Genomic DNA, 12,440 nt, shown 5'->3' with positions numbered 1-12,440 from the left:
CGCCCCACGCGCCCCCGCCCTGACACCCCGGCGCGGAAGGATCCTCATCGTGGATGACGAGCGGTCGTTCGGGGTGACCCTCCGCCTGCTGCTGATGGACGTCCACGAAGCGGACTTCACCCCCCGCGCGAAGGAGGCCCTGGAGTGGATCCGCGAGGGGCGGCGCTACGACGCCATCCTCTGCGACCTGATGATGGCGGAGGTGACGGGGCGGCAGTTCCACGAGGCGCTGCGCGAGGAGCTGCCCGAGCAGGCCCAGCGCATCATCTTCATGACGGGAGGCGCCTACACGCCCAGCTCCCGGGAGTTCGTGGAGCAGACGACCCGCCCCCTCATCACCAAGCCCTTCAAGCGCGAGGCACTCGACGCGCTGCTGGTTTCCCTGCTTCCGCGCGCATGAACTGGCGTCCGCGGCCGGGAGGCGACGCCTGCGCGCGTCGCAGCTTCAGAGGCTCACTCCAGGAATCACCCGGATGACCTAGAGTGCGGCCGTGCTCCTCACGCTGGCGCCGACCCTGGTTGTCGCAGCCCCGAAGCCTTCCCACGCCCGAAAGCGTCAGCCCTCCATGCCCCACGTCGAATCATCCGAAGCTCTCTCGCGAGCCAGCTCCGAGCGGCGATGCCAGTCTCCCCGCGCGAAGTCCCTCACCCCGCTCGCCGTGGCGCTCATGCTCGCGCTCACCGCCTGCGGGCCCGACCTGGCGCAGGAGGGGACGTGGGGGCAGGGCGCAGCGGCGGCGCTCACCTCCACGGCGACCCTGTCCTCGGTGCGAGACAATCACACGGCGACGTTGCTGCCTGACGGCCGGGTGCTCGTGGTGGGAGGACTTGTCTCCAACAGCAATGCCCTCGCCAGCGCGGAGCTGTTCAATCCGGCCACCGGCACGTGGTCTGTCACCGGCTCGCTGGCTCAAGGCCGCTTCAACCACGCGGCGACGCTGCTTCCCGACGGCCGGGTGCTCGTGACGGGAGGACGGGGGGGCGGTGAGGTCGGCGCCCTCGCCAGCGCGGAGCTGTATGACCCGGCCACGGGAACGTGGTCCTCCACGGGCGCGCTCTCGGTGGCTCGCTACTTCCACTCGGTGACGCTGCTGAACACCGGCAAGGTGCTGGTGGCAGGGGGCCTTGGCGTCGGCGTCACGGGGTCCAACATCCTCGCCAGCGCGGAGCTTTATGATCCGGCCACCGGCACCTGGGCGGCCACCGGCTCACTGCCGAACATCCGCTACATGCACCAGGTGACGGCGCTGCTCAATGGCAAGGCGCTTCTCGTGGGCGGACGTGCCGCGGCCGGCGCCTACTACTCCTCGTGCCTTCTCTACAATCCGGCCACCGGTACCTGGACGACGACGGGCGCGCTCCCCGCGTACCGCGCTTATGCCGGACAGACGCTGCTGCCGGATGGCCGGGTGCTCGTGACCGGCGGAAGCAACACGACCGGGAGCCTCGCCACGGCCGTGGCGTACAACCCGGCCACGGGCACCTGGGCCGCCACGGCCGCGATGTCGGAGGGGCTTTCCTTCCACTCCGCGACCCTGCTGACTCAGGGCAGGGTGCTCCTCGTAGGCGCAAGCAGGAGCGTCCAGGTGTATGACCCCGCGACCGGCTCCTCCTCGGTGGGCCGCCTGACGCAGTCCCGCTCCAGCCACACGGCGACGGCGCTGCTCGATGGCCGGGTGCTCGTGGTGGGCGGCACCGGCACCGCGCTGGCGACCTCCGAGGTGTTCGACCCGACCACGGGCGCGTGGGCGCAGCCTCCGACCCTGGCCGAGGCCCGCCAGCTCCACACCGCGACGACGCTGGACGACGGCCGGGTGCTCGTCGTGGGCGGGCTGGGCGCCAACGGTCTCCTCACCAGTGCCGAGCTCGCGGACCCCGCCACGGGAACCGTGTCCGTCACCGGCCCGCTGGCCCAGGCCCGCGACAGCCATACGGCCACGCGGCTGACGGATGGCAGGGTGCTCGTCACCGGCGGAAGGGACGCCAGCGGCGCGCTCGTCACCTGCGAGCTGCTGGATCCGGCCACCGGCACCTGGACGACGACGGGCTCGCTCGCGCAGGCCCGCCGCCTCCACGCGGCGACGCTCCTGTCCGATGGCAGGGTTCTCGTCACCGGCGGTCTGGGGGCCAGCGCCCCTCTCGCGACCAGCGAGGTGTTCGACCCGGCCACTGGCGCCTGGACGACGACGGGCTCCCTGGCTGCGGCGCGTTCGCTCCACACCGCGACGCTGCTGCCTGGCGGCAAGGTGCTCGTCGCGGGCGGCAGGAGCGCCACCGCGGCCCTGGCCACCGCTCAGCTCTATGATCCGGCCACCGGCGTCTGGAGCGCGACGGGGGCACTGACGGCGCGCTCCGCTCACACGGCGACGCTGCTGGACAGCGGCAAGGTGCTGGTGGCCGGCGGAGATGGCGCCACCGCGGCCCTGGCCACGGCCCAACTGTATGACCCGGCCACCGGCGTTTGGACCGCGGCGGGCTCGATGGCGGTGGGGCGCTCCAGCCACACCGCGACGCTGCTTCCGGATGGCCAGGTGCTGATGACGGGCGGCAAGGTCGCCACAGGCTTTCTCTCCAGCACGGAACTCTTCGAGCCGGTGCTTGGCGCCTGGCACACCTCCGCGCCGCTCACGACGAGCCGCGCGTGGCACACCGCGACCGCGCTACCCGACGGGAAGGTGCTCGTCATGGCGGGGCTTGGCCCCAGCGGCGTCCTGCGCGGCTTCGAGCTGCATGACCCGGCCGTCGAGACCTGGAAGGGGACCGGGCCGCTCGCGCAGGCCCGCCGCTACCACACGGCGACGCTGCTGCCTGACGGCCGTGTGCTCGTGGTGGGAGGGCAGGGGGCCGCCGGCGCGCTGGCGAGCGCGGAGCTGTATGACCCGGCCACCGGCACCTGGGCCCCCACGGGCGCGCTAACCGGGGCCCGGTACTTCCACACCGCGACGTTGCTGAGCAACGGTCAGGTGCTCGTGGTGGGAGGCTTTGGCACGGCGGCCCTCGCCACGGCGCAGCTGTATGATCCGGCGACGGGCCTCTGGACCTCCACGGGCTCGCTGACCCAGGCCCGCTACTCCCACTCCGCGACGCTGCTGCCTGGCGGCAAGGTGCTCGTGGTGGGAGGCTTTGGCACGGCGGCCCTCGCCACGGCCCAGCTGTATGATCCGGCGACGGGCCTCTGGACCGCCACGGGCTCGCTGCCAGCGGTCCGCTTCAACCACACGGCGACGTTGCTGCCCGCGCAGTTCCAGATGACGCCGGGGCAGGTCCTCGTGGTGGGCGGCCAGAGCACCACCGCCATCACCTCGGCCCTCGCCACGGCCGTGCAATACAATCCGACGGCCGGCACCTGGAGCGCGGTGAGCGGGCTGACCCTCGCCCAGGCCCGTGCCTGGCACACCGCGACGGTGCTGACTGACAGCAAGCTGCTTGTGACGGGTGGGACGGGCACCAGCGCTTCGCTCGCCACGACCGAGCTGGTCGATCCGTTCTTCAAGAGCCCCAACGTGACCGCCAAGGGAGGGCTCATTCAAGCCCGCTCGCGCTTCACGGCGACGTCGCTGCAGGATGGCCGGGTGCTCGTGGCGGGCGGGACGGGCACCACCGCCATCCTCGGCAGCGTGGAGGTGTATGCCTCCGGCGCGTGGTCGAACACCAGCACGCTCATCCAGGCTCGCCGGGCGCACACCGCGACACGGCTCCCCGACGGCCGGGTGCTCGTGGTGGGCGGAGAGAACGGCACGACCCTCCCGTACCTCGCGAGCGCCGAGCTGTACTGACCCGCGGGCCGTGCAGGGCTATCGGGCCCGCTACCGAGCTGGGGACTGGACCCGGCGCGGGGGGCTTGCGCGGATGGCGGGGTGTTGAGCGCCAGGCCGCAGTGGCCCCCATGCCCAACCCGGCCGGGTCCTGGGGGCCCGGGTTGCGCGGCCCTCGCCTCGTGGCTGCGAGCAGCCCGGACGGCTGATGCGATGGGGCAGGACTGCTGCGCCGGACAGACGCGCCGCCGTCACTCACCTCCCGAGTTCAGTCGCGAGCAGATCGAACACCCGCCGGATGCGCTTGCTGGTGTTCAGCTCTCGGTGGGTCGTCAGCCAGAGGGGAAGGACCCACGGGGCGAGGCTGGGGAGGGCCCGCCGGACCCGCGGCTCGGCGTCTCCCACGCGCTCCGGAGCGACGCCCACGCCGAGGCCCCGCTTGACCATCTCCCAGTGCACGAGGTGGTTCCCCGTCAGCACCGGGAAGTTCCGTTGCGTCAGGCTCAAGCCCAGCCCGTTCAGCCCGTGGAGCATGGCGTCCGTCCCGCCAAGCCCGATGAAGTCGGCGCGGCTCAGGGCCTTCGGCGTCCGTGGGTTGCCGATGCTCGCGAGGTAGCGGGTCGCGGCATACAGGCGCATCGGATCGTCCCGGACCTTGGTGGCGATGAGGTCGGGCTGGGTGGGGCGGAAGTTCCGGATCGCGATATCCGCTTCCCGCCGGCGCAGATCGACCGCGGTGTTGGTTGCGACGAGCTCGATTTCGATGCCCGGCGCCTCGCGCCGAAGCTTCTCCACGATGGGCGGCAGCAGGAAGGCCGAGTAGATCTCGTTGGCCGTGATGCGGACCAGCCCGGTGATGCTCTGCGACTGTCCGCCGGCCGCGAGCGAGACGCGCCCCGCGGCGTCGCCCATGGCCCGAACGTGGTCGAGCAGCTCGCGCCCGCTCGGCGTCAGCGTGAGGCCCCGTCCCACGCGCTCGAACAGCACCACGCCCAGCTCGTCCTCGAGCGCGCTCACCTGACGCCCGAGTGTCGGCTGCGCCATGCCGAGCGCGCGCGCCGCCGCCGTGAGCGAGCCCTCTTCCGCGGTGACCAGAAAGGCCCGCGCTCGATTCCAATCGAATCTGGCCGTCCGCCAATCCATGCATTTGCGCATATCAGGTGAAGGAACTCAGTCAATTCCGTCGGTCGTCGCGGAGGGCTATCTGTTCGACCATGACCTCCACCCCCAAGGCCGAGCGGCTCGTGTCCGCCGCGCTGGTCGCGCTCTCGCTCGTGCCCATCCTCGCCGGCGCCGGCCGTCTGACGGAGCTGGCGAACGGCGCCGAGCTCACGCCGAGCAACGCGCGGTTCTTCGCATCGCCCCTGCCGGTGGCGCTGCACGTCCTCTGCGCCAGCGTGTACTGCGTCCTGGGTGCCTTCCAATTCGCCCCGGACTTTCGCCGTCGGCGGCCCGGCTGGCACCGCGTCGCCGGGCGGCTGCTGGTCGCGTGCGGCCTCGTGGCCGGGCTCTCGGGCTTGTGGATGACGCTGTTCTATCCGCGCGCCGAAGGCGACGGTGCGCTCCTCGACGGCCTGCGGCTCCTGTTCGGCTCGGCGATGGTCCTGTCCCTCGTCCTGGGGCTGGCCGCGCTCCCGCGGCGGGACCTGGTTGGCCACCGGGCCTGGATGATTCGAGGTTACGCTGTCGGTCTGGGCGCGGGGACGCAGGTGCTGGTCTCCGTGCCCTGGTTCCTCCTCGTCGGACCGCCGGGTGAGCTCGCCAGGGCGCTGCTGTTGGGCGCAGGCTGGGTCATCAACGTCGCCGTGGCCGAACGGATCATTCGTCGCCAACCCACAGGGCCCGCATTCCGCCTATGGTCGGCTTCATCTCCTCGATACACTCGAAGCGGCGCTCTCGCCTCTCAAGACAGGAACGACGCGTGACCTCCAGGCCGTGGCGATGGCTCCTCGCACTGACCCTCACCGCTTGTGCCGGCACGGACCTCGGAGGAGGGGAGGGGCCGACCGGGATGGAGTGCACCACGGAGTTGCGGCCTCACTTCGACGGCGAGGGCTGCTGCGGCGAGCCGGTCGGAGAGCCGCTCTGCTCCACCGGCACCATCGTGTTCTGCGAAGTGCGTGATGCCCGCTCCGAGCCCGTCGGCTGCTACTACAAACACAACAGCACGAAATTGCCCTGCACGAGCTGCCAGAACACCAACGGCTGCGTGGCCGATGCAAACCGCGTCTGCGGGAAGTGAGCGCCGGGGCGTCCACGCCCACGAGCACGTGCTCGCCCGGGACTTGGAGTGAGCTGAAACGGGTGTGTCTGTCACCACCAGCGCACGGCACCCCACGGCGCGGCCTGGGGCGGATAGACAAGCCGCCTTTGACAGGCGGCTGTGCGCCTCGATGGATTGCTGGGACTACCGCCCAGCCGGCGAGGGAGCAGACGCGCTTCGAGGGGCCGTGGCCGGCGCCGCGGGCGTTGCTGCATCGCGGGGCAGCGCTTGAGCCGTGGGCACCCTGGAGAAGACCGAACTGGCCGAACGGCGAGTGATTCGCTGGTAGCGGGCATAGGCGTCGACGAGCGCGGTGCGCAGGGCTGCTGGCTCCGTCAGGCCATGCCGCGCAGTGGCGGAGGCCAACGCTTCGAGAAGGTAGGCCTCGGGCGCCATCAGGGTTCGGGTGAGCACGACCGGCCGAGCTCCCAGTGATTCCAGCACCGGCCCGAAGAACTGCTCGCTCATGCAGGCCAGGACAACAACGGGCCTGGGCGTCGCACCTGGGAGGGGCTGAATCCCGGGTGGGGCGCGGTCCATGAGTCGGTCATGTCCGGCCCAGACCACGAGGTCGGCCTGGCTCGCACCCGCGGCGGCGCGCAGGAAGTCCTCCAGTGCGCTGTCAATCCGGTCTCCCGCATAGGCATGGAGCAGGAGCCGGACAGGCCGCTCCTCGTGGGCGGCAGCCCGATCGATGACGAGCTCGCGCAGCACCGCTGAGTCCGCCGGGCCATCATGGCGGCTCCGAACCCGGAACCCGGAAGCCCGCGAGAGGAAGCGCTCCGCCCCGTAGGCCGCGCCCCAGTAGAGATTTGCCTCCAGGGAGCGGGGATCGCCCGCGGGGCCGCGCCCGCATGCAATCAAGGCGTTGTCGCACAACGGCACGAATACCTCTATCTCCACCACCGGTACGGGCGTCGCAGCGAGCAGGCTTAAAAAGAGGAAGGGCAGCAGGATGGACCTCCGGCATGGGCCCATTGAGACACGCGCGGCCCCTTTGACGGTTCCATGGCCTGCCCCGCCATCGGAATCGTGGCGTTCGTCGTGAAGAACTCGCGCACCACTTCGGGAACGCGACGACCGGTGCGCCTCTCCCACGCCTCGACTTCGCGTTCGCGCTCTCGGCAGACAGACGGCTCCACGACGAGAAGGAGATAGAGCGGCTGGAGTCGCGAGAGCATGCGCCCTTCAGGAATACCATCCCCCGGCTTCGAACCGCGGCTGAACGCACGCATGGCTCGATACGCTTCCTACGACTTTGCAGCAGCACTCGAAATGAGCCGCGTGAGCGAGTCCACCGTCGACGCGAAGTAACCCAGCGGTGGTCTCCGCAGTGACAAAGCCCCTTTCCGGTCCGTGCCGGGAAGGGGCTCTTTGTTTCATCGGGCGCGAGGCGCCGTCGGGTTACTCGAGGGTCGGGGCCTGGCTCATGCCGGCCGTCGGATCCGCGCTGCCCTGGCCGAGCGCGCCGCCCAACAGCGAGCTGCCCACGGAGCCAACGGCGCCGACGACGCCCGTCACGCCCTGGGCCACACCCTGCACGCCCTGGCTGGCGGCCTGCACGCCCTGGGTGACGGCCTGCACCAGCTCGGTGATGCCGCTGAGCACCGAGGCGACGTCCCCCAGCAGCTTGCTGATGCCCTCGGTCTTGCTGGCGCCGGCCGGAGAGAAGCCGTCCGTCTGGAGCGACTGCATCAGGGGCGAAGAGAGCGCGGAGTCAGGGCGCAGGGCGCCGCCGGACAGCGAGGGCGCGGAGAGCGTGGCGTCCGGCAGCTGGGCGCCGCCAGGCATCGAGGGCGCGGAGAGCATGGCGTCCGGCATCTGGGCGCCGCCAAGCATGGAGGGCGCGGAGAGCATGGCGTCCGACATCTGGGCGCCGCTGGACAGGAAGGGCGAGGCGAGGTCCGGCAGCTGGGTAGTGGCGTCGAGCAGCGAGGACTTGGAGAAGCGGGAGTCCGGCTTCTGGGGCGCGTTCGGAGCGTCGGGCAAGGAGGGCTTGGCGTCCGGCTTCTGGGGCGCGTTCGGAGCGTTGGGCGAGGAGGGCTTGGCGTCCGGCTTCTGGAGCGCGTTCGGAGCGTTGGGAGAGGAGGGCTTGGCGTCCGGCTTCTGGGGGACGTTGGGGGAGCTCGGCTTGGAAGACGGGAGGTCCTGCGCGGGGGGACGGCGGATGGCGCTGGTGGAGGGACCGCGAGCGGAGGAGAGCTTCATGGGGGAGCTCGTTTCGGAAGAAGAGGGTGGGGACCGCGTTCTGCGTTGAGTCCACCCATAGCAGCGGGCGTGCCAGGCCCTCCGGAGCCCCATTGGGCGCCCAACCCATTGGTTCCATTGAGGCCGCGTGTGGCGCAGCCTCCGTTCCCCCAGGCAGGACCTGGTGACTGCCGTCACAGGCTGATGTGTCCAGTCATCACGCACGCTGTGCGCTGGGGCGTCGTCAACGGCGTGCTCATGGGGAACTGGAGCGCAGGCTGCGGCTATCTTCCCAAGAAAGCCTGGGCGACGAATCCCCTGCGGCAGGACCCTCGGTTCACCTGGCTCATCGGGGACGACACCGGCACCACGGTCGGCAAGGCGGCTGGACCTGGAAACGATGCGACTGGTGAGCGACCACCATCCCATTGAGTTCGTGATGAACTGATGGAGGCCCCTGAGGACAGCACTGCTTTGAGCCTCCCCGGGGCCCGTGGCGCGCTGTCCTGCCGCTCAAAAGAAGAACCGCCTGGGGCATGTGCCTCCAGGCGGCTCGGCCGACAACGCTGCTCCAGCCCTCGTCCACGCAGCGGCGTCAGGCGCCTGCTGGAGCTTTCGTGCGTGCCCAGCGCCATGCCCGTCACCAGCACCAGCCCGATGCTGTTGCGCGCCGCCGCGCCCGGTCCCGACACCAGGATGAGCGGGACAGGCACAGGACACGGTCTCCCGAAGCAAGGGGCCCGGCCGATTCAGCAACCCGGCAATGGATCCCCCCAATAATCGTAGGGAGAGTGGCGGATATCGCGGCACGCCTCGGGGGGGCCCTCATGGACAGCGTTTCTCGTTTCTCATCTGGTCAGAATGGTGTCCGGGCATTTTCGGTCTCGGACAAGGACTCGCGGGCTACGACGCCCCAGGACTCCACCGCCGAGCGCACGCTCCGCGAGCTGTTCTCCCGCAGCAGCTTCGAGCCGCAGTCCCGTCCCCCGGCGTCCTCGTCCCACAGCGCCCTGTCCGAGCCCACGCCTCCTCCGGACGTGTCCAACCCGTCCGTCGAAGACTGGCAGGCCTGGTGCGAACAATTCAAAGGCAATGCCGAGGCCGAGCTCAACCGCAAGCGCGGCACCACCCTGCCTGACGCCGCCGCCGACCAGACGATGCATGGCTCCCGCTCGCCCATCTACCCGGCGGGCCGCTCCACCGTGCCCGGCAACGAGAACGTCCCTGCCTTCTTCCAGGACTTCCCCGCCACCGGCGAGCGGCAGATGCAGCTCTACACCTTCTGCCGTCCGCCGCCGGGCCAGGCGCTCAACCCCTCCGACCGCAACCAGTGGGTGTCTTTCGAGGTGCATGGCGACATCTGCAAGGCCTACTCGGACAACACCTTCACCCACGGCCGGCAGGGCACCAACTCCCTCTTGGGCTACCCCAACTCCGGCCTCGTGAGCGCCGAGAAGACCGGCGCGCCCTTCCTCGATGACCCGATGGTGGAGGAGTTCCGCGCCGCCCGGCGCGACGCCGGCAAGTCCGACGCGGTGCCCTTCCAGGAGTTCCAGAACGGCTACCTCGTCGACCTTGGCGGCAAGGTGCAGGCCTTCTCCAAGGAGGGACAGCGCCTGGGCACCGCGTGGCCCGGCGGGGACATGACCGCGGCGGCCACGCAGGGGCCAGGAGGCGTCCAGCAGCCCACGGGCCCCTACGGCACCACGGGCCCGAAGGACGGGGACACCTCCTTCGGCAACGCGACGGTGCAGATGGGCACCTCCGCGAGCCACGGCGGCGCGGTCACCAGCCTCGTCTACGACGGCAAGGAGTACATCAACAACCAGGACCATGGCCGGCAGATGCAGGTGGCCTTCTCGCTGGACGGCTACGACGAGGCCCTGATGCCCACCGAGGCCGGGAGCCACCGGAACGGCGAGACCTCCACTTCCACGTCCCAGGTGGTGGGCTACGGCGCGCAGCCCGGCCGCATGAGCAGCACGGTGCATCCCGCCTACTGGCTGGAGCCGGGAGAGGAGGCGGGCCCGTACAACAGCGTTGGTAAAGCCGTCAACACGACCAAGGTTTCCGAGGACCTCATCACGAAGGACATCACCGTCGGCGTGGGCGGTCACGACAACGTCATCCGGTACGACAGCCACATCCACCTGGCCGCCCCCCACGACAAGGCCTACGTCGAGGCTCCCACCACCTACGTCAACGGCGAATTCGAGAAGCACTACCGCTTCGACCCGGCGACAGGCGAGACGCGCGAGTACCCGCGGGTCCACTCGGAGGACCCGAAGCCGGGTGGCTTCGCGGACGAGGCGGGCAACGTGCCGCTCATCGTCGCCACGGAGGACGGCAAGCACGCCATGGCCATCTGGTCGCCAGACGAGACGCTTCCGGATCTCCAGTACCGCCTGCACCAGTTCGACCTCAAGGACCCCAAGCAGAACTGCTCCAAGCTTGGCGTCACCTTCGGCATGTCGGGGGGCGTGCCGGAGGACATCAAGACGCAGACCTACGTCATCGTCGGCACCGTGGAGGAGGTGAAGGCCCGGCTCGCGGAGCTGTACCAGCAGAACCCCACCGGCGTGGAGCGCAAGTGGCCGGAGGACATGCGCTGACCGGAGTCGGCAGGTGGGGATCCGCGTTGGACATCAGCGGCACGCTCATCTTCATCAACGTGCTGGTCCCCAGCACGCACTGACGTGAGGTGAGGACCCAGTGGGTGTTGATGATGGTGCCGCCACACAGGTGGTTCCCGGCCAGGTCCTGGAGGGACACCATCCAGGGGAACTCACCGGCTGCGGCGGGCGTGGCCCCCAAGAGAGGCTGAGCAGCCTCCGCCACGGCGGTCGGAGCGCTGACCGGTTCAGGGCACCCGTCCGCCATTCCCAGCGAGGGGCGCTGCCGCCTGATGGAGCCCTCGCCGCCTCACCCCCGCGGACGCGCTTCGCGGGGCTGGCGGCCAGATATATCAGGCTGATATATCAGGCTGATATATACGGATGAAGGAGGCAGTCATGGCGAGGGAGAGCACCTGTCGGTTCGCCATCCTGGGGATGCTGTGCCGGGAGCCGATGAATGGATACGGCCTGCGAAGTGCCATCGAGCGCTCGGTGGGGCACTTCTGGCAGGAGAGCTACGGCAACCTGTACCCGACGCTGGATCGGATGGCGGAGGAGCGCCTCGTCGAGCTCGATCCGGAGGAGCCCTCACAGGGCGGACGGGTCCGGAAGGTGTACCGGGTGACGACGGCGGGGCGGGCGGCGCTCGCGGAATGGCTGCGGCGGCCGACGCTCCCGCACGTCGAGCGCAACGAGCTGTTGCTCAAGCTCTTCTTCGGGGCCCAGGTGGGATCCGAGGACTCCCTGGCCCATGTGGAGCGCAGCCGCGCCGAGGCGGAGGGACTGCTGGCGACGCTGCGCCTCATTGACGAGGACGTGCGCCAGTCCCGGAGAAACGACCCGGAGCTTGCCTACCAGCATCTGTCCATCCGCGCGGGACTGCTCGGGTTGGAGGCGCACCTGCGCTGGTGTGACGAGGCGCACGAAGCGCTTCAGCGGCTGACGGGTTCGACGAAGAAGCGGGGATCGCGATGAGCGGTCATCCGGATGAAGGAGCTCGGCGTCTGCCCACGCTCATGCCGTGGCTCGCCCTGGGCGCGGGGGCCGGGCTGGTGCTGTTGCTGAACACGGAGTGGGCGGTGCTGCCCGGCTGGCTGATGGGCGCCCTGTTCCTCGTCTTCTCCCGGCGGCAGCGTCCCGCGGTGGGCTTCGTGGGGCTCCTGGTGGCCAACACCGTTGCCGCGGGCGTGGCGAACCTGGGGGTGTTCCCGGGCTCCGCGGCGAGCGCCTTCGGCATGGCCCTGGGAGGCGCGGTGGTCGTCGCGGGGCTGTACCTGGCGGACCGGCTCGTCGTGGGGCCGCGGGGCTCCTTCGCGGGGACGCTCTTCCTGCCGGCGGCGACGACGGCGGTGGAGTTCTTCAGCAGCCAGGGCAACCCGTTCGGCACCTGGGGCGTGCTGGCCTACACGCAGGCCCGGGTGCCGGTGTTGGTGCAGTGGGTGTCGGTGACGGGGTTGTGGGGCCTGACGTTCGTCCTGGTGTGGTTCGCCACCGTGGCCAACTGGGCGTTCGAGCACCGGGAGATGGGGCGCCGCGTGCTGCCCGGAGTGGCGGTGTTCGCGGCGGTGCTGGTGGCCATCCTCGGCTTCGGCGCGCTGCGGCTCGCGGGGGCGGGGAGGG

10 protein-coding genes and 1 pseudogene are annotated in these 12,440 nt (G+C 70.3%); 7 read left to right on the top strand and 4 right to left on the bottom strand.

The features are described from left to right. Together D7W81_RS34025 and D7W81_RS34020 are read left to right on the top strand one after the other, a co-directional pair. On the top strand, positions 1–400 hold a 400-nt coding region (locus D7W81_RS34025), incomplete at its 5' end, for a response regulator (RefSeq protein ID WP_147445719.1). A 166-nt stretch (positions 401–566) separates the two neighbouring features. Continuing rightward, the gene (locus tag D7W81_RS34020; protein WP_120559559.1) at positions 567–3,776 is read left to right on the top strand and encodes a Kelch repeat-containing protein; all 3,210 of its coding nucleotides are present in this window, start codon (positions 567–569) and stop codon (positions 3,774–3,776) included. Between the two features lie 234 nt (positions 3,777–4,010). Here the strand turns inward: D7W81_RS34020 and D7W81_RS34015 are convergent, their stop codons facing one another. Then, positions 4,011–4,898, bottom strand: coding sequence for a LysR family transcriptional regulator (locus tag D7W81_RS34015; protein ID WP_120559562.1), 888 nt, complete (start codon positions 4,896–4,898; stop codon positions 4,011–4,013). Positions 4,899–4,969: 71 nt separating this feature from the next. Between D7W81_RS34015 and D7W81_RS34010 the strand changes: the two genes are divergently transcribed. Continuing rightward, positions 4,970–5,680 carry a DUF2306 domain-containing protein gene (locus D7W81_RS34010; protein WP_120559558.1) on the top strand — a complete coding sequence of 237 codons (711 nt, stop codon included), beginning with the start codon at positions 4,970–4,972 and terminating at the stop codon, positions 5,678–5,680. An 86-nt stretch (positions 5,681–5,766) separates the two neighbouring features. Then, positions 5,767–5,997 (top strand): hypothetical protein, encoded by a 231-nt coding sequence (locus tag D7W81_RS34005; protein ID WP_120559557.1) that lies wholly within the window; start codon positions 5,767–5,769, stop codon positions 5,995–5,997. A 165-nt stretch (positions 5,998–6,162) separates the two neighbouring features. Here the strand turns inward: D7W81_RS34005 and D7W81_RS34000 are convergent, their stop codons facing one another. Together D7W81_RS34000 and D7W81_RS33995 are read right to left on the bottom strand one after the other, a co-directional pair. After that, positions 6,163–6,732, bottom strand: a complete 570-nt coding sequence (locus D7W81_RS34000; protein WP_244227607.1) for a hypothetical protein — start codon at positions 6,730–6,732, stop codon at positions 6,163–6,165. A gap of 690 nt (positions 6,733–7,422) precedes the next feature. Then, positions 7,423–8,226, bottom strand: a complete 804-nt coding sequence (locus D7W81_RS33995) for a hypothetical protein (protein ID WP_120559556.1) — start codon at positions 8,224–8,226, stop codon at positions 7,423–7,425. Positions 8,227–9,032: 806 nt separating this feature from the next. Here D7W81_RS33995 and D7W81_RS33990 point away from each other — a divergent pair. After that, on the top strand, positions 9,033–10,817 hold the full coding sequence (locus D7W81_RS33990) for a hypothetical protein (RefSeq protein WP_120559555.1): 1,785 nt from the start codon (positions 9,033–9,035) through the stop codon (positions 10,815–10,817). Here D7W81_RS33990 and D7W81_RS44460 read toward each other — a convergent pair. After that, the gene (locus tag D7W81_RS44460) at positions 10,717–11,085 is read right to left on the bottom strand and encodes a trypsin-like serine protease (protein WP_120559561.1); all 369 of its coding nucleotides are present in this window, start codon (positions 11,083–11,085) and stop codon (positions 10,717–10,719) included. The genes D7W81_RS33990 and D7W81_RS44460 overlap by 101 nt on opposite strands. 131 nt (positions 11,086–11,216) lie before the next feature. Here D7W81_RS44460 and D7W81_RS33980 point away from each other — a divergent pair, with 131 nt between their 5' ends. Beyond that, positions 11,217–11,795 (top strand): PadR family transcriptional regulator, encoded by a 579-nt coding sequence (locus tag D7W81_RS33980; RefSeq protein WP_120559554.1) that lies wholly within the window; start codon positions 11,217–11,219, stop codon positions 11,793–11,795. Then, positions 11,792–12,440, top strand: a pseudogene (locus D7W81_RS33975) (apolipoprotein acyltransferase); the annotation flags it as partial. The gene D7W81_RS33980 and the pseudogene D7W81_RS33975, both read left to right, overlap by 4 nt.

The sequence above is a fragment of the Corallococcus aberystwythensis genome, assembly GCF_003612165.1.
Classification (GTDB): Bacteria; Myxococcota; Myxococcia; order Myxococcales; family Myxococcaceae; genus Corallococcus; species Corallococcus aberystwythensis.
This window is presented reverse-complemented; position numbering and strand designations above follow the sequence as displayed.

Bases quoted from the DNA above. Each gene is read 5' to 3' on its own strand.
- D7W81_RS34020 (WP_120559559.1), top strand. From the start codon at position 567: ATGCCCCACGTCGAATCATCCGAAGCTCTCTCGCGAGCCAGCTCCGAG.
- D7W81_RS34015 (WP_120559562.1), bottom strand. From the start codon at position 4,898: ATGGATTGGCGGACGGCCAGATTCGATTGGAATCGAGCGCGGGCCTTT.
- D7W81_RS34010 (WP_120559558.1), top strand. From the start codon at position 4,970: ATGACCTCCACCCCCAAGGCCGAGCGGCTCGTGTCCGCCGCGCTGGTC.
- D7W81_RS34005 (WP_120559557.1), top strand. From the start codon at position 5,767: ATGGAGTGCACCACGGAGTTGCGGCCTCACTTCGACGGCGAGGGCTGC.
- D7W81_RS33995 (WP_120559556.1), bottom strand. From the start codon at position 8,226: ATGAAGCTCTCCTCCGCTCGCGGTCCCTCCACCAGCGCCATCCGCCGT.
- D7W81_RS33990 (WP_120559555.1), top strand. From the start codon at position 9,033: ATGGACAGCGTTTCTCGTTTCTCATCTGGTCAGAATGGTGTCCGGGCA.
- D7W81_RS44460 (WP_120559561.1), bottom strand. From the start codon at position 11,085: ATGGCGGACGGGTGCCCTGAACCGGTCAGCGCTCCGACCGCCGTGGCG.
- D7W81_RS33980 (WP_120559554.1), top strand. From the start codon at position 11,217: ATGGCGAGGGAGAGCACCTGTCGGTTCGCCATCCTGGGGATGCTGTGC.